Origin of the sequence: Streptococcus mitis, from assembly GCF_047464965.1 — a bacterium.
GTDB classification, from domain to species: domain Bacteria; phylum Bacillota; class Bacilli; order Lactobacillales; family Streptococcaceae; genus Streptococcus; species Streptococcus mitis_DU.
This window is the reverse complement of the sequence record NZ_JASHAT010000003.1, coordinates 44,426-68,315: the sequence shown is the minus strand read 5'-3', so window position 1 is coordinate 68,315 and position 23,890 is coordinate 44,426. Positions and strand designations below refer to the sequence as shown.

General features: G+C 40.1%; 19 protein-coding genes. 16 read left to right on the top strand and 3 right to left on the bottom strand.

The features are described 5' to 3' along the window. Position 1 precedes the first annotated feature (1 nt). From QM408_RS02650 to QM408_RS02640, 3 genes are all read left to right on the top strand, one after another. Positions 2-451 carry a threonine/serine exporter family protein gene (locus QM408_RS02650; protein ID WP_020901615.1) on the top strand — a complete coding sequence of 150 codons (450 nt, stop codon included), beginning with the start codon at positions 2-4 and terminating at the stop codon, positions 449-451. Positions 452-564: 113 nt separating this feature from the next. Next, positions 565-1,737: a hydroxymethylglutaryl-CoA synthase gene (locus QM408_RS02645; RefSeq protein ID WP_049492083.1), complete on the top strand. Its 1,173-nt coding sequence runs from the start codon at positions 565-567 to the stop codon at positions 1,735-1,737. Then, complete coding sequence (locus QM408_RS02640) at positions 1,737-3,011, top strand: hydroxymethylglutaryl-CoA reductase, degradative (protein WP_414373506.1); 1,275 nt, start codon at positions 1,737-1,739, stop codon at positions 3,009-3,011. Before QM408_RS02645 ends, QM408_RS02640 begins: the two co-directional genes overlap by 1 nt. A gap of 189 nt (positions 3,012-3,200) precedes the next feature. On the opposite strand, the gene QM408_RS02635 is transcribed toward QM408_RS02640, so the two are convergent. Further along, entirely contained in the window at positions 3,201-4,166 is a 966-nt protein-coding gene (locus tag QM408_RS02635) for a LacI family DNA-binding transcriptional regulator (RefSeq protein WP_414373503.1), read from the bottom strand. Continuing rightward, positions 4,147-5,601: a sucrose-6-phosphate hydrolase gene (locus QM408_RS02630; protein WP_414373501.1), complete on the bottom strand. Its 1,455-nt coding sequence runs from the start codon at positions 5,599-5,601 to the stop codon at positions 4,147-4,149. Before QM408_RS02630 ends, QM408_RS02635 begins: the two co-directional genes overlap by 20 nt. Before the next feature lie 380 nt (positions 5,602-5,981). Here QM408_RS02630 and QM408_RS02625 point away from each other — a divergent pair, with 380 nt between their 5' ends. After that, positions 5,982-7,868: a sucrose-specific PTS transporter subunit IIBC gene (locus QM408_RS02625; RefSeq protein WP_049516271.1), complete on the top strand. Its 1,887-nt coding sequence runs from the start codon at positions 5,982-5,984 to the stop codon at positions 7,866-7,868. A 148-nt stretch (positions 7,869-8,016) separates the two neighbouring features. Further along, positions 8,017-8,904 carry a fructokinase ScrK gene (scrK, locus tag QM408_RS02620; protein WP_049516273.1) on the top strand — a complete coding sequence of 296 codons (888 nt, stop codon included), beginning with the start codon at positions 8,017-8,019 and terminating at the stop codon, positions 8,902-8,904. Between the two features lie 42 nt (positions 8,905-8,946). On the opposite strand, the gene QM408_RS02615 is transcribed toward scrK, so the two are convergent. Continuing rightward, positions 8,947-9,564 carry a TVP38/TMEM64 family protein gene (locus QM408_RS02615; RefSeq protein WP_049516275.1) on the bottom strand — a complete coding sequence of 206 codons (618 nt, stop codon included), beginning with the start codon at positions 9,562-9,564 and terminating at the stop codon, positions 8,947-8,949. Between the two features lie 147 nt (positions 9,565-9,711). Between QM408_RS02615 and QM408_RS02610 the strand changes: the two genes are divergently transcribed. The 11 genes from QM408_RS02610 to QM408_RS02560 all read left to right on the top strand — a co-directional run bounded on the left by QM408_RS02610 (position 9,712) and on the right by QM408_RS02560 (position 23,656). After that, on the top strand, positions 9,712-12,702 hold the full coding sequence (locus QM408_RS02610; RefSeq protein ID WP_049516276.1) for a type I restriction endonuclease subunit R: 2,991 nt from the start codon (positions 9,712-9,714) through the stop codon (positions 12,700-12,702). Between the two features lie 386 nt (positions 12,703-13,088). After that, entirely contained in the window at positions 13,089-13,304 is a 216-nt protein-coding gene (locus tag QM408_RS02605; protein WP_049516278.1) for a hypothetical protein, read from the top strand. Between the two features lie 25 nt (positions 13,305-13,329). Continuing rightward, on the top strand, positions 13,330-14,091 hold the full coding sequence (locus tag QM408_RS02600; protein WP_414373495.1) for a DUF6261 family protein: 762 nt from the start codon (positions 13,330-13,332) through the stop codon (positions 14,089-14,091). A 154-nt stretch (positions 14,092-14,245) separates the two neighbouring features. Continuing rightward, a complete protein-coding gene (locus QM408_RS02595; protein WP_229294529.1) occupies positions 14,246-15,391 on the top strand; it encodes an AbiH family protein in 1,146 nt (381 codons plus the stop codon). Between the two features lie 154 nt (positions 15,392-15,545). After that, positions 15,546-17,117, top strand: a complete 1,572-nt coding sequence (locus tag QM408_RS02590) for a type I restriction-modification system subunit M (RefSeq protein ID WP_229294530.1) — start codon at positions 15,546-15,548, stop codon at positions 17,115-17,117. Next, complete coding sequence (locus QM408_RS02585; RefSeq protein WP_414373492.1) at positions 17,114-18,874, top strand: restriction endonuclease subunit S; 1,761 nt, start codon at positions 17,114-17,116, stop codon at positions 18,872-18,874. The genes QM408_RS02590 and QM408_RS02585 overlap by 4 nt, the downstream gene beginning before the upstream one ends. Positions 18,875-18,930: 56 nt before the next feature. Then, entirely contained in the window at positions 18,931-21,975 is a 3,045-nt protein-coding gene (locus QM408_RS02580) for a type I restriction endonuclease subunit R (RefSeq protein ID WP_414373490.1), read from the top strand. A 123-nt stretch (positions 21,976-22,098) separates the two neighbouring features. Then, entirely contained in the window at positions 22,099-22,503 is a 405-nt protein-coding gene (locus QM408_RS02575) for a YbgA family protein (protein ID WP_314500058.1), read from the top strand. Continuing rightward, a complete protein-coding gene (locus QM408_RS02570) occupies positions 22,487-22,852 on the top strand; it encodes a TIGR02328 family protein (RefSeq protein ID WP_023947861.1) in 366 nt (121 codons plus the stop codon). Before QM408_RS02575 ends, QM408_RS02570 begins: the two co-directional genes overlap by 17 nt. A gap of 155 nt (positions 22,853-23,007) precedes the next feature. Next, positions 23,008-23,373 carry a type II toxin-antitoxin system RelE/ParE family toxin gene (locus QM408_RS02565; RefSeq protein WP_000556942.1) on the top strand — a complete coding sequence of 122 codons (366 nt, stop codon included), beginning with the start codon at positions 23,008-23,010 and terminating at the stop codon, positions 23,371-23,373. Further along, the gene (locus tag QM408_RS02560; RefSeq protein ID WP_000797746.1) at positions 23,363-23,656 is read left to right on the top strand and encodes a helix-turn-helix domain-containing protein; all 294 of its coding nucleotides are present in this window, start codon (positions 23,363-23,365) and stop codon (positions 23,654-23,656) included. Before QM408_RS02565 ends, QM408_RS02560 begins: the two co-directional genes overlap by 11 nt. Positions 23,657-23,890: the final 234 nt, after the last annotated feature.

Below are 23,890 nucleotides of genomic sequence, written 5' to 3'. Positions count from 1 at the left end.
TATGACACTAACAACCTTTTTATTACAAGCAGTAGCAAGTCTTCTTGCTATCATCACTTTTTTAATCGTACTCAATGTGCAACGTTCTATGCTCTTACCAGGAGGGATTTTGGGCATGGCTGTCTGGCTAATCTATCTCTTGCTCAAGGAACCGACCAATGTTATTGTGGCTACTTTTATTGCAGCCATTATCGGTTCTTGTGTCAGCCAGATTTTAAGTATTCTTTATAAGACACCTGCTGTAGTCTTTATCTTGGCCATCTTGGCACCTCTGGTTCCGGGTTATCTCTCCTATCGGACAACTGCCTTTTTTGTGACGGGAGATTACAGTCATGCCATTGCTAGTGCAACCTTGGTTGTTATGCTGGCTTTGGTGATTTCTATTGGAATGGCTAGCGGAACAGTGATTCTCAGACTTTATTCTCACTTACGAAAACAGCATAATGGTTAGAATAATAAGGGACTTGATTTGGTGAATCAAGTCTTTTTTCTCTCTTTTACTGCTATTTGTGATAAAATAGTATAGAACGATTTTTTACAATGAATGATAAAACAGAGGTAAATATGACAATCGGTATTGATAAGATTGGTTTTGCGACCAGTCAATATGTCTTGAAATTACAAGACTTAGCAGAAGCGAGGGGAATTGACCCTGAAAAATTAAGCAAAGGACTCTTGCTCAAGGAATTGAGTATTGCGCCCCTAACTGAGGATATCGTGACCTTGGCGGCCAGTGCAAGTGACTCTATTTTAACTGAGCAAGAGAGAGCAGAAATTGACATGGTCATTGTGGCTACTGAGTCAGGAATTGACCAGAGTAAGGCTGCGGCCGTCTTTGTGCATGGCTTGCTGGGCATCCAGCCCTTTGCTCGTAGTTTTGAGATTAAAGAAGCCTGCTATGGAGCGACAGCGGCCCTTCATTATGCCAAATTGCATGTGGAAAATTCTCCAGAGTCCAAAGTTTTAGTTATTGCCAGTGATATTGCCAAATATGGTATTGAAACACCTGGAGAACCCACTCAGGGTGCTGGAAGTGTGGCTATGTTAATTACACAAAATCCACGCATTATGGCCTTTAATAACGACAATGTGGCTCAGACTCGTGACATCATGGATTTCTGGCGTCCAAATTACTCAACAACCCCTTATGTAAATGGTGTTTATTCTACCCAACAATACTTGGATAGTTTGAAAACGACTTGGCTTGAATACCAAAAACGCTACCAGCTTACCTTAGATGATTTTGCGGCTGTTTGTTTCCACTTGCCTTATCCTAAATTGGCGCTAAAAGGTTTGAAAAAAATCATGGATAAGAGCCTGTCTCAAGAGAAGAAAGACCTCTTGCAAAAGCATTTTGACCAGTCTATTCTCTACAGTCAAAAGGTGGGGAATATCTACACTGGTTCCCTCTTCCTTGGACTTTTATCTCTCTTGGAAAATACAGATAGCTTGAAGGCTGGGGATAAAATCGCCCTTTATAGTTACGGAAGTGGTGCTGTGGCTGAGTTCTTCAGTGGTGCATTGGTTGAAGGGTATGAAGCTTATCTGGATAAAGACCGTTTAAACAAGCTCAACCAACGAACTGCCCTGTCTGTTGCTGACTATGAAAAAGTCTTCTTTGAGGAAGTAGACTTAGATGAAACAAATTCTGCCCAGTTTGCTGGCTATGAAAATCAAGATTTTGCCTTGGTTGAAATTGTTGACCACCAACGCCGTTATAGCAAGGTTGAAAAATAATGAAGATAAGTTGGAATGGATTTTCTAAAAAATCATACCAAGAGCGCCTCGAGCTGTTAAAAGCTCAGGCGCTCCTTAGTCCTGAGAAGCAAGTGAGTTTGGAGCAGGATGAACAGATTAGTGTGACTGTGGCAGACCAGCTGAGTGAGAATGTGGTGGGAACTTTTTCTCTGCCTTATTCGCTGGTCCCAGAGGTTCTCGTTAACGGTCAGGAATACACAGTTCCCTATGTGACAGAAGAACCCTCAGTGGTTGCTGCGGCCAGCTATGCCAGTAAAATCATCAAGCGAGCAGGCGGTTTTATTGCCCAAGTCCATGAGCGCCAGATGATTGGGCAGGTAGCTCTTTATCAAGTTGCTAATCCTGAACAAGCGCAAGAGAAAATTGCCAGCAAGAAAGCCGAACTCTTGGAACTTGCCAATCAAGCCTATCCTTCTATCGTTAAACGCGGGGGCGGGGCGCGTGATTTGCATGTAGAGCAGATAAAAGGCGAAACTGACTTTCTCGTTGTTTATCTCCATGTCGATACCCAGGAAGCTATGGGAGCCAATATGCTCAACACCATGCTGGAAGCCTTGAAACCAGTCTTAGAAGAACTCAGTCAGGGACAGAGTCTTATGGGAATCCTGTCTAATTACGCGACTGATTCTCTGGTGACTGCAAGCTGTCGCATCGCCTTTCGTTACTTGAGCCGCCAAAAGGATCAAGGACGAGAAATTGCGGAGAGAATGGCTTTGGCTAGCCAATTTGCGCAAGCTGATTCTTATCGAGCTGCTACCCACAATAAAGGGATTTTTAATGGTATTGATGCTGTTTTGATTGCAACTGGTAATGACTGGCGTGCTATTGAGGCAGGAGCTCATGCCTTTGCTAGTAGAGAAGGACACTATCAAGGTCTTAGTCAATGGACACTGGACGTTGAGAGAGAAGAATTGGTCGGTGAGATGACCCTGCCTATGCCTGTAGCGACAAAGGGTGGCTCTATCGGTCTCAACCCTCGTGTAGCCCTCAGTCATGAACTACTGGGAAATCCTTCTGCTAAAGAATTAGCCCAGCTTATCGTGTCTATCGGTCTTGCCCAAAACTTTGCGGCTCTCAAAGCCTTGGTGAGCACAGGGATTCAGCAAGGGCACATGAAATTGCAGGCCAAATCCTTGGCTCTCCTAGCAGGTGCCAGTGAATCTGAAGTTGCTCCCCTAGTCGAGCAACTTATCGCAGATAAAACCTTTAACCTTGAGACAGCCCAGCGCTATCTCGAAAATTTAAGATTATAAAAAACTCAGACGAAGGCAGTCTGAGTTTTCTTGTGCTTATACTCAATGAAAATCAAAGAGCAAACTAGGAAGCTAGCCGCAAGCTGCTCAAAGCACTGCTTTGAGGTTGTAGATAAGACTGACGAAGTCAGTTACATATATCTACGGTAAGGCGACGCTGACGTGGTTTGAAGAGATTTTTGAAGAGTATTAAATACTTTTTCCTGGTAATAGGGTGACTGGTAAGAAGTAACCAGTTGTCGCGACTTCCTTATCTTCGATTTTTTGTAAGAGTAGGTCAACAGTGAGTTGGGCAATCTCTTGCATAGGTTGCTTCACAGTCGTCAAATGAGGGTAGTAGTTCTCGATAAAATAGGTCCCATCGTAGCCGATGACTTTGAGCTCTTCAGGAACAGAAATGCCTAGTTCTTGAGCAATTTTAATGACCAGAATAGCTGTCAAATCATCTGAAGCAAAAATGGCATCTGGCTTTTGTCGAGTCAAGATATTCTTGATTTCCATTTCTTTTCTGACAGGAGAAAAGTCACTGGAAACATTGATAATAGGTGCTTTGGGGAGAACAGATGCAAAGCCAGCGTGGCGTAGTCCAGTTGGCGAGTTAGAATTGTCATTTCCTGTAATCATGATGATAGACTGGGCGCCTGTCTTGACTAAGGTCTGGGCAGCAAGAACCCCACCAGCGTAGTTGTCAGAGGAAACGACTGGAATGTCTGGCGATAGGTTTCGGTCAAAGGAAATAATCGGTGCTGTCACACGATTGTAGTCTTCAATTCCTAAGTTGTGACTACCAGAAATGATACCGTCCACCTGATTGGCTTCCAGCATTTCGATGTACTCGCGTTCTTTTTCAGAATCATGCTCACTGTTGCAGATGATGGTCTTGTAACCATTTTTGAAGAGTTGGTGTTCCAGTTTATCAATTAATTCTGCATAGAAAACATTGGAAATATTGGGAAAAATCAAGCCGATTAACTTAGCTGACTTTCCTTGCAGACTACGAGCCAGATTATTGGGTTTATAGCCCAATTCTCGCATGGCTTCATTTACCTTTTGAATGGTTTTCTCAGAGAGATAGCCTTTTTTATTGATAACCCGAGAAACGGTAGTAGGGCTGACACCTGCAAGTTTTGCGACATCAGTTAGTTTTGCGACCATAATCTAATTCATAGTAAGTTCCAGTTGGGTTTCCAGATTTGATCAGGATACCATTTTGGTCCGCATGTGGGAAGACACGACCAGAAAATACTTTTTCTCCTTTATTGATGAAAATTTCAAAGACAGAGTTATCGATGAAGATTGTAGCAGTAGTAGCCTGGTTATCGATTGGGCAAGAACGAGTTGTCCCAAATTCTTGAGCGTACTGTTCACCAGCTTGGCTACGATCCACTGTCACTTGACCATTTACAAGGTCAAAGTTGATTGAAAGTCCCTTGCCTTCTTTATCAGCAAGTAAGACAATCTCGCTCTGGCTATTGGCTTCCAAGTTGAGTTCAAGTTCGTAAGTGTTATTGGTTTGGGCACGATTTGAGAAGGCTTCTTCAGAAGCACGAAGGTCCTTGACAGCTGCGACTGGGTATTGGTAGAGTTTACCGTCTTTGATAGTGAGTTCTTTGACCAAAGAGAAGGTTCCTTGGTGGTCAAAACGATCAGAAGGGTAAGAAACATCTGGCAAACCAAGCCAGCTAACAGCTAGAGCACGTCCATCAGGAGAGTTGAAGGCTTGAGTTGCATAGGCTTCGAAACCATAGTCCATGTTTTGAAGTTGAGACACATCTACCATTTTGGCATTTTCAGGGTCAAAGGAAGCCCCAATCTTATACATATTTGGATAGATATTATCGTAATCTAGAACTTTCTTATCCAATCCTTGTGGGCAGTAAAGAAGGACAGGTTGCTCCCCTACAAAGATCAGATTTGGGCATTCCATCATATAGGCAGTGCGGTCGTTAGCAAAGTCAAGGTCGCCAACAGCTTGCCAGTTTGTGTAGTCGTTGTCAATAGCTTTGTAGAGACGAACGAAGCCTTTTTTCTCCAAATCTTGTCCACCGACGATGGCATAGTATTGACCTTTAAAATTAAAAATTTGCGGATCGCGGAAGTGGTCTGTAGAATCTGCTGGCTGGTCAATCAAGATCTTGTCAATCTTCGTAATCTTGCCATCCTTGTCCATCAAAGCCCCGATTTGGTATGGGTGACGAATCCAGTTTTCATCGCGGACATTTCCTGTATAGAATAGGAACAAGTTATCACCAAATTGCATAGCAGAACCAGAGTAGGCACCGTGGCTATCTAATGGAGTATCAGGCAAAACTTTGACTCCAGTTTCTGTAAAGTGAACCAAGTCCTCGCTTTCCAATTGCACCCAAGATTTTAAACCGTGGGCTGCACCAAAAGGAAAATTCTGGTAAAAGAGGATCCACTTGCCATCAAAGTAAGAAAAGCCATTTGGGTCGTTGAGAAGTCCTGTTTTTGGCTCAACATGGTAATGAGTATGCCATGGAGATTGTGCCATATTTTCTTTTATATTTTGAATTTCTTCTTGCGTCCAATCTTCATAGGGTCTATAACGACGCTCAGTTGTCCATTCCATTCATTCATTCCTCCAAAAATCTTATCACTTTTAATAGTAACCGTTTTCGATTAAAAATGCAAGCCTTTTATGTTAAAAAAGAGAAAAAACTATCAAACGTTTATCACAAAATAAAAGCAGAAAATCAATCAACTTTTTAATAAAATATGAAAGATAATGAAATAAAAGCCTTTTTAACCAAGGTTTTAAACTTATTTTTTTAAGGAATGCCTGATAAAACAGTCAATAACAATCAATCTAAAGCGTGTCTACTAAGTGGATAGAATATTTTTCTGCAAAACGCTTGACATATTTCTAAAACATGATAAAATAATAGTCGTAAGGGCGGATAAAATCGCTTTCAAACAAGAACAAAATTTTATATAAGGAGATTTTTGCAAATGAACAATCAGGAAATTGCAAAAAAAGTCATCGATGCCTTGGGCGGACGTGAAAATGTCAACAGTGTTGCCCACTGTGCGACTCGTCTTCGTGTCATGGTCAAAGATGAAGGAAAAATCAATAAAGAAGTGATTGAGAACTTGGAAAAAGTTCAAGGTGCTTTCTTTAACTCAGGTCAATACCAAATCATCTTTGGTACAGGTACAGTTAACAAAATGTACGATGAAGTTGTTGCACTTGGTTTGCCAACATCATCTAAAGATGATATGAAAGCAGAAGCTGCCAAACAAGGGAACTGGTTCCAACGTGCTATCCGTACTTTCGGTGACGTTTTCGTTCCAATCATCCCAGTTATCGTAGCGACAGGTCTCTTTATGGGTGTGCGTGGTCTCTTGACTGCTCTTGGAATGACACTTCCAGCTGATGTGACAACTTACACTCAAATCTTGACAGATACAGCCTTCATCATCTTGCCAGGTTTGGTTGTGTGGTCAACCTTCCGTGTATTCGGTGGAAATCCAGCCGTTGGTATCGTTCTTGGTATGATGCTTGTTTCTGACTCGCTTCCAAACGCTTGGGCAGTTGCTTCAGGTGGTGAAGTAACAGCTATGAACTTCTTTGGTTTCATCCCTGTTGTTGGTTTACAAGGTTCCGTTCTTCCAGCCTTCATCATCGGGGTTGTCGGAGCTAAATTTGAAAAAGCTGTCCGCAAGGTTGTTCCAGATGTGATTGACCTCTTGGTAACGCCATTCGTGACACTTTTGGTCATGTCTATCCTTGGACTCTTTGTCATTGGACCAGTCTTCCACGTCGTTGAAAACTACATCCTTATCGCTACAAAAGCTATCCTCAGCTTGCCATTTGGTCTTGGTGGTTTCTTGATCGGTGGGGTTCACCAATTGATCGTCGTGTCAGGTGTGCACCACATCTTCAACTTGCTTGAAGTTCAATTGCTTGCTGCTGACCATGCTAACCCATTCAACGCGATCATCACAGCTGCTATGACAGCTCAAGGTGCTGCGACTGTTGCGGTTGGTGTTAAAACGAAAAATCCAAAACTAAAAACACTTGCTTTCCCAGCAGCTCTTTCAGCCTTCCTCGGTATTACAGAGCCTGCTATCTTCGGGGTGAACTTGCGCTTCCGTAAACCATTCTTCCTTTCATTGATTGCTGGTGCAATCGGTGGTGGATTGGCTTCTATCCTTGGACTTGCTGGTACTGGTAATGGTATCACCGTCATCCCTGGTACAATGCTTTACATCGGTAACGGACAACTTGCACAATATCTTCTCATGGTAGCCGTATCATTTGCACTTGGTTTTGCCCTCACTTACATGTTTGGTTACGAGGATGAAAAAGAAGTTGCTACTGAAGTAGAGACAGAACGTTTGGTCCAAGAAGAAACAACTGGTAACATTCCAGCAACTCTTCAAAATGAAACACTTGTAACTCCTATCGTCGGTGATGTTGTAGCTCTTGCTGATGTCAATGATCCAGTCTTCTCAAGTGGAGCTATGGGACAAGGTATCGCTGTGAAACCAAGTCAAGGTGTGGTATATGCACCAGCTGATGCTGAAGTTTCAATTGCCTTTCCAACAGGACACGCTTTTGGTTTGAAAACAACTGATGGTGCTGAAGTTTTGATTCACGTTGGTATTGACACTGTATCTATGAATGGTGAAGGCTTTGAAGCAAAAGTTGCTCAAGGTGACAAGGTGAAAGCAGGCGATATTCTTGGAACATTTGACTCAAACAAAATCGCTGCAGCTGGACTTGATGATACAACAATGGTTATCGTTACAAATACAGCTGACTACGCTTCAGTAGCTCCAGTCGCAACAGGTTCAGTTGCGAAGGGGGATGCTGTGATCGAAGTGAAAATCTAATCAATCCTCTCAAAATGAAAACGAACAAATGACATGTTTGTTCGTTTTTGCTTGAATGGTAAGATTTACAGAGGAAAATCTAAAAAATAGAGAAATTTAGACTTTCGAAATATGCTATAATAAAGAAAATAAAAACAAGAGGTTTATCATGACAAAATTATATGGAAGCTTGGAAGCGGGCGGTACAAAGTTTGTCTGTGCTGTCGGTGATGAAAACTTTAACGTTGTGGAAAAAACACAATTTCCAACAACAACTCCAATCGAAACAATCGATAAAACCATCGAGTTCTTCTCAAAATTCGATAACCTTGCTGGTCTTGCAGTTGGTTCATTTGGTCCGATTGATATTGATAAAAACTCAAAAACTTATGGCTTTATCACGACGACTCCAAAACCAAACTGGGCAAATGTGGACTTGCTTGGTGCCCTTCGTCGCGCCCTAAACGTGCCAATGTACTTCACTACAGACGTAAACAGCTCTGCTTATGGTGAAGTGGTTGCTCGTAATAATGCTGGTGGTCGTATCGAAAACTTGGTTTACTACACAATCGGTACAGGTATCGGTGCAGGTGTTATCCAACGTGGTGAGTTTATTGGTGGTGTAGGTCACCCTGAAATGGGTCACTACTACGTGGCTAAACACCCAATGGATATTGAAAAAGAATTCAACGGTGTTTGTCCATTCCACAAAGGATGTTTGGAAGGCTTTGCGGCTGGTCCAAGTCTAGAAGCTCGTACAGGTATTCGTGGTGAAAACATTGAACTTAACAGCTCTGTCTGGGATGTTCAAGCCTACTACATCGCTCAAGCTGCGGTTAATGCTACAGTGACTTTCCGCCCAGACGTGATCGTCTTTGGTGGTGGGGTCATGGCCCAACAACACATGCTGGATCGTGTTCGTGAGAAATTTACAGCTCTTCTCAATGGATACTTACCAGTACCAGACGTGCGTGACTACATCGTGACGCCAGCAGTTGCAGGAAATGGTTCTGCCACACTTGGAAACTTTGTTCTTGCAAAAGAAGTTTCAAAATAAAGCACAAAATCCGCTTGGGCAACCAAACGGATTTTTTATGTGTCAAAGCATTTGCCAGAAAAAGTCGATAATATAGGTCAGACCGTAGGTATAAACCACGAGGGTAAAGGGCTTGGTCAGAATGATGATGGTCATATAGCGCTTGAAACTCATCTTGGTCAGGGCGGCCAGCATACAGAGAAAGTCAGCCGGACTAATGGGCCAAATCATCATAAAGATAAAGAAACGGTCAAAACGATTGCCCTTGTCCAACCAGCCGATATACTTGTCATAGGTACGCTTGCTGACGACAGACTGGACAAAGGCAGCTCCATAGAGGCGCACCAGATAGAAGATAATGGCACAGCCAATCACGATGCCGATATAGTTGTAGATAGTCCCGATGATGTGCCCGTAGATAAAGACCCCAGCCACCGAGGTCAAGGCCCCAGGAATGATAGGGACGACCGTCTGTAAAATCTGTAAAAAGATAAAGAGAGGTGGCCCCCAGATACCTGCCTGCTGGATAAAGGCAGAGAGGGTTTCTTTAGACTGTAAAACCCCAGCCTGATAAGCCCAAATACAGAAAATCAAACTTCCAACTCCACCGACAATCGATGAGATGTTGATAACTTGCTGCAGAAGGGGAGAAACAGCTTTCATTTGTTTATCATGTGACATGTGAACTCCTCATAGATAGTATAACTCTACTATACCATATTTTGGAGGAGAAAGGGGGAATGAGTCTTTTTGCTGAGGGAAGAGTGATGGATTTTGAGCCTAAACATGCTATAATAAAGGGAGCAGACATGTAGCAAAGGAGAGAGTATGATACAGGTAAAACCAGAACTGGAGATAGAAAAACAACTGATCAACCAACTGGTGACTGGGGAAAGTCAATGGACTTACAGAGATGACCTTAAAACAGAAGAGCAATTATGGGAAAACTTCTTTGAAAAGCTAGCCCAGAACAATGTTGCTCTATTGGCAGATCATCCCCTGACAGAACAGGAAAAACGCCAGATAAAGAATCAACTGAACTTTGTTAGCTACTATGATGCGGCCAAGTGGTTGGTCGGCGAAAATGGCATTGCCAAGGTTGAGGTTCAGAGAGAAGATGCTAGTTTGGGGACTATCCGTTTATCTGTCATTTGGCGAGACAATATCGCAGCTGGTAAGTCTAGTTATGAGGTTGTCAACCAAGTCGAGAGAGATAAGATAAATCCTCAGGATCAAGACCGCAGGCTAGATGTGACCCTCTTGATCAATGGCCTTCCAATGATTCAGATCGAGCTTAAAAGTCCCAGAGTTGCTTTTCTAGATGCCTTTCATCAAATTAAGAAGTATGATAGGGAAGGCAAGTTCCGTGGCATCTACTCTAGTTTACAGATGTTTGTTGTGACCAATAAGGTAGACACACGCTATATCGCTGCAGCCAGAGAAAATAAACTCAACAAGCAATTTCTAACCAAGTGGGTGGATAAGGACAATCAACCCATAACGAGCTTGACCAGCTTTGCTCACGAAGTCCTTTCCATCCCTCGTGCCCACCAGATGGTCATGCAGTATTCTGTCCTTGATGATAGTAAGAAGGCTCTCATCCTCCTGCGTCCCTACCAGATTCATGCTATTGAGGCTGTTCAGGAAGCTTCTCGCCGTCAGGAGTCTGGCTATGTCTGGCATACGACTGGTTCAGGAAAGACCTTGACTTCATATAAGGTGGCGAGAAATCTCCTCCAGATTCCATCTATTCAAAAGACAATTTTTGTCGTTGACCGCAGAGACTTGGACCAACAGACCACTTCATCATTTCTATCCTATGCGACCAATGATGTCATTGATATTGATGAGACGGATAATACTCATGATTTGGTCAAGCGACTAGGAAGTAACGATAAGCGTGTGGTGGTAACGACTATCCAGAAAATCACCACCATGATGCGTAAGTTTGAGCAAGGTCTTTACCAAAGAGATGCGGACAAAATCAAGGGCCTCCGAGTGGCCTTTGTCGTGGATGAATGCCACCGTGCCGTAACACCTCAAACACAAAAAGACATTAAGACCTTTTTCCCACAGTCTCTCTGGTATGGTTTTACAGGCACACCTATCTTTAAGGAAAATAAACGCCAGCAAGTCGGCGATTTAGCCCAAACCACCCAGCAGCAGTACGGTGACCGTCTCCATGAGTATACAGTCAAGGAAGCCATCCATGATGGAGCTGTTTTAGGCTTTAAGGTAGATTATCGCAATACCCTCATCACGGATAAATCCGAAAATGACATACCAGATACTGTCTACGAGGATGAGGAGCATATGCTGGAAGTCTTGGATGCCATTATCAATAAATCCCGTCAACAGCTAGGCTTCCAAAAAGGAGTGGGTAAGACCTATAATGCTATCCTGACCGTCAAGTCAATCCCTCAAGCCCAAGCCTACTATGACCTGCTCAAACGGGTCAAGGCTGGGGAGACACGTGTCAAGGTGTCGGAGAGGGTTAAGCAGGTCCTTCTTGATTTTCCAAAGGCGACCATCACCTACTCGGTCACAGAAAATGAAGAAGACTCAAGAGCCAATCAAGACCACATGAAGCAGGTTTTAGAAGACTATAACCAAGAGTTTGATACCCATTTTACCATGGCGGATCTGCGTGGCTTTAATACGGATGTCAATAACCGTCTAGCTCGAAAGCAGGATAAATACCTCTATCGCAATGAGCAGTTAGACTTGGTTATCGTGGTCAATCGTCTCTTAACGGGATTTGATGCCCCTTGTTTATCGACCCTCTTTATTGATCGCAAGCCCATGCAACCGCAGGACTTGATTCAGGCTTTTAGCCGAACCAACCGTATTTTTGACAGCAGTAAGACCTACGGTCATATCATCACCTTCCAAAAGCCTCTAGCCTTTAAGGAAGCAGTAGATAATGCCCTCAAGCTCTACTCAAATGGTGGTGAAAACGAGGTTCTAGCTCCAAGATGGGAAGAGGAAAAGAGGAACTTTTTACGGAGTTGCAGTGATTTCAAAAATCTTGCTACTGATGACTATGTGAATGGTCTAGATTTCGAGCAAGTCTCTACGCCTGAGTTGAGGAAACTAGCTAAAACCTATCAAGCTCTTGATAAGTACCTAGCCTCTATCCGAGTGTATAAAGAGTATGATGAGGAAGAAGTTTACAGTCAGACGGGACTTGATGGAGAGAAGTTGGAAAGGTATCTGGGCCTTTATCGAAATGTCCTTGCAGAATTAAAAAGTCGAGTAGAGGATGATGACGATGGAGAGCCACTTGATATCCACTATGAACTGGAGTCTATCCAAGTGGACGAAATCAACTATGCCTATATCCTAACCTTGATCCAAAGCCTGATTGAACAAGGTCAAAGTCAAGAAAAGCACCTAAGCTCTCAAGATAAGGAAGCCGTGGATAACTATATTCAGAGTCTTGAGAAGACCAATCCCAATCTTGCTCAGATTATCACTGAACTTTGGAGAGAAGTTCAAGAACATCCAGAAAGCTATCGTGGTCAGTCCATTGCCAATATCTTGGATCAGATGATAGAGGCTGTCATCCAGCAACATATCCAAGTCTTTAGCAAGCGCTGGTATGTCGGCGAGGATGAACTCCGTTACTATGCCGAACATTACCGTAAGGGAGCTAAAAAACAACTAGGAGAAAGCCAACTGACTAAGAGCCAGCGCTATCAGGACTATAAGCTAGAGGTGGCAGATGCCCTCAATCCTCTCCTCTATAAAAAACAAATCAAGGAAGCCTATACCCAGCTAGTAGAGGAAGTCATTGAGCCGTTGAGGGTTGGGAGATAGTCCTTCTAGACTTAGAATAGGTCTCTATCCTAAAGTTTAAATGTATTCTATGTTTAGAACAATTGTTATTCCATAAATTTAAAAGTATTCTTCGTTTCGAATAGCTTATCTACGAAAGTTTTGAGGTCTTCGAACTTTCGAATAGTCGTCTTCCCTAAAGTTTATATGTATTCTAAAGCTAGAAAAGTTAAACTCCAAAAATAGTAAGAGTCTCTATCTAACAGACGGAATGTTTGTCTAGTCAGATAGAGATTTTTTAATTTGGAACAGTCTGATTTGTCCTGAAAAGTACATTTTGAATGGAAATAATGACAGTTGAGCGGATGGGGGTTAAAATGTTTTGGAAACTGTTAGAATGAATGTATCAACTTAAAGGAGAAAAATTGATGAAGAAAGTTAAAGATGATGAGGAGAGTATGCTATCGACACTTCCTTTATGGGGGCTTCTATTTTTGGTCTGTGCATTGTTTCAAGTCTTTGTATTTAAGGATAGACCTTTGGTTCAACCTCCTAGACAAGGAAGCATTGTAAAAACAGATCAAAAACAGGTCTATCTTCCAGAACTAATCCAGTCTTGGTTTGATAGAGAAGATAATAAATGATTCGTTAAATAGAAAGGATATCATCATGACAAAAACATACGCTATTCGCCCTCTTAGTTACAGCAACTTTACCAACCGTGAGTTTGAAAGCCTGATGATGGATACTCATCAAATTTTGGTCACTTTCTCTAAGGCAAACAAGGATGAAGCTATGTATGCCAAACATTTGGAACCCTTCAAAACCAAGCTGGATGATTTTCAAGCTCAACTTGCAGTGGTGGAAACGAAAGAGTCTAGTAATCTGACAGAAGTTGATCGCAATCGTGATAGTGCCTTGGTCGGTCTCTTTACCCTTCATAGAGGATTTGCTAAGATTAAGGATGTTAAGCTCAAAGAAGCTCATGAAACTCTGAAACCAGTCTTTGCCAAGTACAAGGACATCACTAAGCACAGCAACGATGTGGAAACGGCAGAAATCAAGAGCCTGCTCAAAACGCTTAGTGAAACACCCTATCATGAGGCAGTGATCAGCCTAGGGCTAACTCCTATGCTGACAGCGGTGGTCAATGCTCAAGAGGAATATGACCAAGTGGAAAGTAAGGCGCGTGCTCACAAGTCTGCCAAGGAAGTCGGCAAGACCAGACAACTCCGTACTGAACTTTCGACTAGCTACGATCTCTTTATGCGCTATACCGCAGCCAGTGCAGAAGCCTACCCTGAAAAGGAACACCTGACTCAACTCCTCAAGGAACTCAATAGCATCCGAGATAGCAAGCGCCGTCTTATCGCTAGTAGCAAAAAAGATAAAAAGACCAAACCAGCAGAACCAGCCCAAGCAGCAGGATAAAGACAACCCCTTAGAAGCGGAATTCTAAGGGGATTTTTGTGGTTTCGTGGTATAATGTTAGAGAAAAAGACTGAAAAACATATGTTTCTGTTATAGTGGAAGTGATAAAAAAGTGTAAAAGATAATCCAATTATAATAGATAAGAGGAAATTTTATGGTAGATACAATTTTAATATTGGGCAACGGGTTTGATCGTGCGATGAACCGAGATACAAGATATACCGATTTTATTGAGTTTGAAAAACAATTATTTTATAATCCAGATGATGAGTTACTGGAGTTTCTAAAAGCTAAAAATATTAGTATTGAGAAATACAAAGATAATTTATATTTGAAATTTATCAACGAAAACAAAGATACTCTTGGAGATAATTGGTCTAATCTTGAAATCATGATCTCCCAACTCGCGGATGCAATAATGTATTTTAAAGAGAATATGAAATTACTATATGATTTATCAGATATACATCCAGTTAGAAAAAGTAGAGATAGTTTGAAAAATGAAACTAATTTCAGCGCAAAATACTTTATTGCAGAGGTATTCGCTCCACTCTACAGTCACTATGAATGGAAGTTTTTGGATAGAGATTTGGTATTGAATAAATTAAATTACATTTTTATCGAACAGTTAAATTTATTAACAGAACTATTAGAAATTTATCTGTCGTATTTAGATTATTTAGATTTTGATATTCGAAGGATTGAAGCAAGTTCAACAGCTCTAGATGCAATATCTGATTTGTCAAATTCCTCTGTTTTAAACTTTAATTATACTAATACATCAGGATATTTATTTGGGACTTCTGAGGAGAGAACTCATTTCATACATGGCCGAATTGATTTAGATAGACCCTTCAGTCGAATTAATACTATGGTCTTTGGAATTGAGGACAAAGAAAATGATGTCAACAGTGATTTAATTCCTTATCAGAAATATTACCAAAGAGTTGTTAAGGAAACTGGAAATAAATTTGAAGAATTTTTTAAACGAACTTTCTATGATATAGGTGATGCATTCGGTGGTCAACTTCCAAATTCAAAGAATATTATTGTTTTTGGTCACTCGGTTGATCCTTTGGATAAGGAAATATTTCAAAAATGTTTTGAATTAGCAGAGAATGGAAAATATATTTATCGATTTGTTTTTACTTATTTTGATGAGCCTGCTAAACGTTCGATTATTAAGAATCTTGCAATCATTCTTGGTAAAGAAAAATTGGTAGAGTTAACAGGAAAACGAAATCTTGTATTTATAAAGAGTGATGATAAGGATGGTATGAAAAATGTTCTACTATCTTAATAAAATCAAAAAATAATTGAATTTATAGAATAAAATTGTAAAATCTTAATCTAAAAACATTTCTATCCCACTCGTTCTTCTCGCTTCGAGTGGTTTTTTTTAAAATATGATAAAATAGAAAAGATAATACATTTATTTAATAAGGAAAGTAAAAATGGCAAGTAAAGAAAATACAGAACGCAAGGAACTGCATCGTAAAATTTGGGCGATTGCGGACGATGTTCGTGGTGCTGTAGATGGTTGGGATTTTAAGCAATATATCCTAGGTATCCTTTTCTATCGCTTTATTTCAGAGCATATGGCAGACTATTTTGACCGCGCCGAGCATGAAGCTGGCGACTTAGAATTTCGTTATGCTGAATTGAGTGACCAAGAAGCTGAGCAAGATTTCAAACCAGGAACAGTTGAGGATAAGGGATTCTTTATTCTTCCGAGTCAACTATTTAAAAATATTGTCGAGGATGCCTCGCAAAATGAAAATTTAAACGAAGACTTGGCCAATATTTTCCAAGCTATTGAGAAATCAGCGATTGGCTTCAAATCAGAGGATGATATCAAAGGTTTGTTTGATAACTTGGACACACGAAGCAATATCCTTGGTGGAACTGTTCCAGAAAAAAATAAACGACTTTCTGACATTCTAAATGGTATCAATAGCATTAACTTTGGTAACTTTGAGGAAAATGACATCGATGCCTTTGGGGATGCTTATGAGTTCTTGATTTCCAACTATGCAAGTAATGCAGGAAAAAGTGGGGGTGAATTTTTCACACCTCAGACAGTCTCTAAACTACTAGCTCGTCTAGTGATGGTCGGCAAGGACAAGATTAACAAGGTCTATGACCCAACATGTGGTTCAGGCTCTCTCCTTCTTCAAATGAAAAAACAATATGAAGACCATATTCTAGAAGATGGATTCTTTGGTCAAGAAATTAACATGACCAACTATAACTTGGCTCGTATGAATATGTTCTTGCACAATATCAACTACAATAACTTTGATATTAAGCGAGGAGATACCCTTTTAAATCCTCAGCATTTAGAAGAAAAGCCATTTGATGCTATCGTTTCTAACCCTCCGTATTCTGTCAAATGGGTGGGAGATGGAGATCCAACTCTAATAAATGATGACCGCTTTGCGCCAGCTGGTAAGCTAGCTCCTAAGTCAAAAGCTGACTTTGCCTTTATCATGCATAGTCTCAATCACTTGTCCAATAAAGGTCGAGCAGCTATTGTATGTTTTCCAGGAATTTTCTATCGTGGAGGAGCTGAAAAGACCATTCGTCAGTATCTAGTAGATAACAACTTTGTTGAAGCAGTGATTTCCCTTCCAGACAATCTCTTCTTTGGAACTTCTATTGCGACTACGATTTTAGTGTTGGCGAAAAATAAACTAGAAAATAAAACCCTCTTTATCGATGCGAGTAAGGAATTCAAAAAAGAGACCAATAACAATGTCTTGACAGATGAGAATATCGATCATATCGTAGAATTATTTACCAATTATCAAAGTGTAGACTATAAAGCAGCTCTTGTTGATAATGAAGCGATTGGTTCAGAGCAGGATTACAACCTTTCTGTCTCTACCTATGTTGAACAAGAAGATACACGTGAAAAGATTGATATTGATGTTCTCAATCAAGAAATCGCTGAGACCGTCACTAAGATTGACTACTTACGTGCTGAGATAGATAAGATTGTAGAGAAACTAGGAGGTAAATTATGAACATCCTAGAAGAAATCCAAAACTGCCCTGTTGAGTGGAAAGAGTTGGGGAAAGTAGCACTTTTAAAACGAGGGAAAACAATTACCTCAAAAACCACAACTGAAGGACCCTATCCAGTTATTTCTGGAGGTCAGAAGCCAGCATACTTTCACGGTGAATTTAATAGAGAAGGTGAAACTATAACGGTTGCTGGTAGTGGAGCATATGCAGGTTTTGTAATGTATTGGGATGAGCCTATTTTTGTTTCGGATGCTTTTTCAATTGAGCCTCTTGAAGGTACTTTAATCCCAAAGTTTTTATATCATTATCTTCTTGAAAAGCAAGAAATTCTTTTTAGTTTGAAAAAAGGTTCAGGAGTACCTCACGTATATCCCAAGGATGTTTCAAAAATTCTTATTCCAATTCCTCCTCTAGAAATTCAAGAAAAAATCGTGCAAATACTTGACAAAATGACTGAGTATGTTACAGAATTGACCTCAGAATTGACCTCAGAATTGACCTCACGTAAAAAGCAATATTCTTATTATCGAGATAAACTCTTATCCTTTGAGGATGAAGTTTATCAGGTTGAGTGGAAGACACTCTCGGAAATAGCAAAAGATTTTGGTCGTGGAAAATCAAAACATCGGCCTAGAAATGACGTGAGACTATATGGTGGTGATATACCGTTCATACAGACTGGAGATATAAGAGAGGCTGGTAAATGGATTGAAAACTATTCTCAAACTTATAATGAATTTGGATTACAACAAAGTAAGCAGTGGGAAAAGGGAACATTATGTATCACAATTGCTGCTAATATAGCGGAAACTGGATTATTAGGATTTGATGCATGTTTCCCTGATAGTATTATAGGGTTTGTTGCAAATCCAGAATTTGCCATTACAGAATATGTTTACTATTATTTAAATTCAATAAAAGATTATCTTGCAAATAAGAGTTATGGTAGCGCACAGGATAATCTTAATTTATCTACATTTTCATCATTGAAAATTCCAGTGCCGTCTCTTGAAATCCAGTCACGTATTGTTCAAGTTTTAGATAACTTTGATACGGTTTGTAACGATTTAAATATTGGACTGCCTAGGGAGATTGAACTACGTCAAAAACAGTACGAATATTTTAGAGAAAAACTCTTGACATTCGTCGCCGAAGGCGAGTACACTGAGAGTAGAGTAGAGGAGTGGGACAACTCCGCTATTATCAAGCTTTTACAGTGGGTATTTGGTCCAATTCGAGTGAAGGTGGGACAAGTTGTCAATTTGCAACGTGGGAAACGTCTTGTTAGAAAGCAACTAACTACTTCAGGAAGTGTTCCAGTTTATCAAAATAGTTTGGCGCCCTTGGGATATTATACCGAATCAAACAGAGTGAAAAATACTAGTTTTGTAATTTGTGCAGGGGCGGCTGGTGAAATTGGGTATAGCGCTATGGACTTTTGGGCGGCAGATGATGTCTACACATTAGCAACGTCAGATAATATTTCTGATAAATTTATGTACTATGTCTTGTTAAGTAAGCAAGATAGACTTAAATCACAGGTTCGAAAGGCTAGTATTCCTAGATTATCTAAGGATGCTATTGATAAAGTAACGTTCTACTTACCCCCATTTTCCGAACAAAAAAGAATCGTCTCCATTCTTGACAATTTTAACACCCTAACCAACTCTCTTTCTGAAGGTCTTCCAAAAGAAATCGAACTAAGACAGAAACAGTATGAATACTGGAGAGAACAATTATTAAACTTTACTAGATAAATTCTTGAATCATTTTGAGAAAGAATCTCAATTAATACAATAAAAGGAAGCATACTATGGTTGATTATTCAAAAGTACATGAAGTAATTGCGGAAACAAATGAAGGGATTCTCTTGGCTGAGTATCAACCAGAGTATCGCACAGATAGAGAATTTCAGTCTGAGGCAGATTTGGAAAGACAATTGCTTATGGATTTAGTCAATGGTCTCAATTATGAACGATTGGATATCCATACACCTGCGGAGCTTTTAGCGAATGCAAAGGTTCAAATTGAAAAGCTTAATAAGGTTACGTTTACGGATGCTGAATGGCAACGTTTTGTAGTCGAGTATTTAGATTGTCCCAATGAAGGTTTGGTTGAAAAAACACGAAAAATCCAAGAAAATCATATCTATGACTTTGTTTTTGATGATGGACGGATTAAAAATATTTTCATCCTTGACAAGAAAAACATTCACAACAACAGTATGCAGGTCATCAACCAAGTGACGCAAGTGGGGAGTCATACCAACCGTTATGATGTGACAATTTTAGTCAATGGTCTTCCGCTAGTTCAGATTGAATTGAAGAAGCGGGGAGTTAGTCTGCAAGAAGCCTTTAATCAGGTTCACCGTTATAGTAAGGAAAGCTTTAACAGCGAAAATTCTTTGTATAAGTATGTTCAGATTTTTGTGATTTCGAATGGTACTTATACACGCTACTTTGCAAATACAACAGCTCAGAATAAAAATCACTATGAGTTTACCTGTGAGTGGGCAGACCGTAAGAATAAGACCATTCACGAATTGGAAGATTTTACTGTTACTTTCTTAAGCAAGCGTGTCCTCTTGGAAGTTTTGACCAAGTATTGTGTTTTTGATGTGGATAATACCTTGCTCATCATGCGTCCTTATCAGATAGCAGCAACTGAAAGTATCTTGCGCAAGATTCATTCTTCCAATGAAATGAAGAATTTTGGAACCATCAATGCTTGTGGTTATATCTGGCATACGACAGGGTCAGGGAAAACCTTGACCAGCTTTAAGACTGCGCGCTTAGCGACAGAGTTGGACTACATTGACAAAGTGATATTCGTTGTAGATAGAAAAGACTTAGACTATCAAACTATGAAGGAATATCAAAAATTCCAACCAAATTCAGTCAATGGTAGTAACAATACAAAAGAACTACAATGCAGTATCGAAGAAAATGATGATCGAATCGTTGTCACAACTATTCAAAAGTTAAATAAGTTTATCACTGCAAATCCTAATCATGAAGTCTATGCTAAGAAATGTGTCTTGATTTTTGACGAGTGTCATCGTTCTCAGTTTGGGAAGGCTCAAAAGCGCATTAAGAAGGCTTTTAAACAGTACGCCCTATTTGGATTTACAGGGACACCAATTTTCCCAGAAAATAGTTTGACGGGTGAAACAACGCAAGAAGTTTTTGGAGAGCAGCTTCATAATTACGTTATTACGGATGCTATTCGGGATAAAAAAGTCTTGAAGTTTAAGGTTGATTACAACTATATCAAGCCTGAAATTAATAAGTACAGGGATGCGGAAAAGGCGGTCGGTCGTGAGGTAGATGAGAAGAAGTTGAAAAAGATGGAAAAAGAACTTCTTCTTCACCTAGAACGGATCGCGACCATTACCGAATACTTACTTCGCGTGTATAATACAAAAACACACCGAAATCAACACTATACTCATAAACAAAAACAATTGTCTGGATTTAATGCTATGCTAGCTGTACAAAGTATTGAAGCAGCAAAATTATACTATGAAGAACTCCAACGACAGCAAGCAGCTTTACCAGAGGCTAAGCGTTTGAAAGTTGCGACTATCTTTAGCTTTGCACCTAACGAAGAACAGTCAGCTTACGGCGAAATTCAAGATGAAGAGCTAGAGTCTCAAGAAACAGCCATGCCTCTATCTTCTAAAGAGTTTCTTTCTAGAACGATTGATGATTATAATCACATGTTTAAGACCAACTTCTCAGCTGATGGGAAGGAGTTTCAAAATTACTATCGTGACCTTTCCAAACGCGTTAAATCCAAGGAAGTGGATTTGCTGATTGTGGTCGGTATGTTCTTAACGGGATTTGATGCCCCGACTATGAATACACTCTTTGTCGATAAAAATCTACGTTATCATGGTTTGATTCAGGCCTTCTCGAGAACCAATCGGATTTTTAACAAGGTTAAACCTTTTGGAAATATTGTTTGTTTCCGTGATTTAGAAAAGGCTACGCAAGAAGCTATTAAGACTTTTGGAGACACAAATAAGCTTGAAATCATCTTAGAAAAAAGCTTTAGTGAATACATGGATGGTTTTGTGGATCAAGTAACGGGTATCGAGGTCAAAGGATATACTGCGGTTTGTCAGGAAATTCTGGAAGGATTCCCGAACCCGCAAGAAATTGAAACAGAGCACGATAAAAAAGAGTTTGTTAAGTTATTTGGTGAGTTATTGAAACTTGATAATGTTCTTCGAAATTATGACGAATTTCAAGAAATCGACAAACCTATTTCAGAAGGTTATCTTCAGGATTTAAGAAGCACTTATGTGGAAATTCGAGATGAATTTTTGAACCTTAAAAATTATGAAAAGACCAAGGATTTGGATGTTGATCTTTCAGATGTTGAATTTGAAATCGAACTCTTAAAAACAGATGAGATTAATCTGGACTACATTCTTGCATTGATTGTTGAAAAATCGAAGAATTCTGAGTCCAAAGAAGCAATGAAAGCAGAAGTTAGTCGTGTGATTCGCTCTAGCATTGATATTCGTGCCAAAGAAGAGTTGGTTATCGGGTTTATTAATGACACTGATTTGCAAAAATTGAAAGACCATGATGGGATTATCAATGCTTTCTACGAATATGGCAAGGGGCGTAAGAAAATCGCAATCCATGACCTAGCTGAGTCTGAGAAACTTGTAGCTGATTACCAATTATTCATAGACAAATCAATTCAACGAGGTTATGCTGAAAACAGTGGGACTGATTTGGATTCGATTATTCCACCAACTTCTCGTAGACAGGGAGCGCGTGAACGAAAAAAGCAAGAAGTTTTACGTAAGATTCAGTTGTTAGTAGAGACTTATTCAGGTATTTAAGGATTGTTGACTAATATTTATTAAAAAAATCAGGCTCTACGAAAAATACTATTTATTCGCTCATTTTTAAGATATAACTTTGTTTCCATATTTCCGGGGAACTAGTAGAAAGTAAGGAGAAATATGGAAAATAACAATCAACGTGCCCTTTGCCAGCAACTCTGGGCGAGAAACAAATACCTCGTTTTGAGTCATTCTAGCAATATTTACAATGAGATTCGTCAGTATCTAAAGAATGAAGAGGTGGAGGTGAGTCAGATTCAGGAGATGATTGACCGTGCCTGCCAGATTCCAGAACACAGGGGTCAGGTTTGCAATGCTTTTCAGCATATTTGGGGTTATTTCAAAAAGAAAGCGACAGATGCTGAGCGCAAGGACTACATGCTCTTGCTGGATTGCTACCGCTTTGGTCAAGCTTCCAAGGAAGATGTAATTGCTAAGACTCGAGAGTTGCTTGAACGTTATCCAAATGCTTATCTGCAACATTCGACTTTACTAAAAGGAGATTGTCATGAGACTTTGGCATGAGGCTTTGATTTCACAGCTTCCCCGTCCTCAACTCTTGGGACAACATCGAGAGTGCTGTGCCCTCCGTGGCAATGGCTGGGGCAGAAAGCATGCAACGGTGGACTATGTCTTTACCCACTCGCCCTATCGTCTCTATGCCTATCATCGCTTGATTATGGAGGAGATGGCTGACCGTGGCTACAATGTCAGTCCAGAGTGGTTGGATAAAAACTATCGTGGTAAGACCTGCCCTCCTTATCAAGAATTAGTAGAGGAAAAGTTGACTAGTCCTATATACAGCGAACATGACTCGACCTACTATGAGGAGTGTCTGGCAAATCTCCGAGAGAAGGGGATAGAGCTGGAATAATAGTAAGGATTGCCTTCAATTTATAACTCTTCTCGTATTTTTTCGAATAATAAAGATGAGACCTTTGGAATTTTTCTAAGGTCTTCTTTTTCTGAATGTTAGGATTTACTTTTAATAACTTTTGAGTTATAATTAAATTAGAAAGAGGTTGCTAGGTGCATACGATTTACTTCTATAAGGACAAAAATGGAAATGAGCCAGTCTTGGATTATATGAGAGAATTGGCCTGTCGTAAAAGTAAGGATAGCCGCATCAAACTCAATAAACTAAATGACTATATCGAGTTACTTAGTCAGCAAGGGACCAGAGCTGGGGAACCCTATATGAAACACTTGGAAGATGAGATATGGGAACTAAGACCTTTGAGAGATCGAATTTTATTTGTAGCGTGGCTTGATGGTAGTTTTGTTCTTTTACATCATTTTGTCAAAAAGACTCAGAAAACTCCTAGAAGAGAAATTGAAAAAGCCAAGCGTGAACTGAAGGACTTAAAAGAAAGAGGGGTAAGTGATGAAGAATAGTGCTATTGGGAGTAACTGGAAGGATGTCAGGTCAGAACTCTTTACCAAGGAGGAAATACTTGAAAGTGATATGCGAGTGGCTATCATGAGTGAGTTGATTGAAGCCAGACATGAGCAAGGAATCAGCCAGAAAAAGCTAGAGGAACTCAGTGGAGTGAGCCAGCCTGTCATAGCTAGGATGGAAACAGGAAAGACTAGCCCCCAGTTGGATACAGTCTTGAAAGTTTTAGCCAGTTTAGGAAAGACACTAGCAGTAGTCCCCCTCGAACAGAGAAAGAGTTGATAGGAAGAACTTGGAAAACTTTAACAAATTTAATAGTTATAGTGCCTCAAGTGTATAATATAGAAAAATTATGCTTTATTTATATCAAGTGCGAACGAAGTGAGCTTTTAGCGGATATTTCCCGCTATAGTGGTATTCTAGATAATAATTTATTATTATCTAGAACGGAATTTTTGAGACATTCTGGCTCAAAAATTAGGGATGAAATTACGAAGTAAGTTGCTCCCGTCCGCA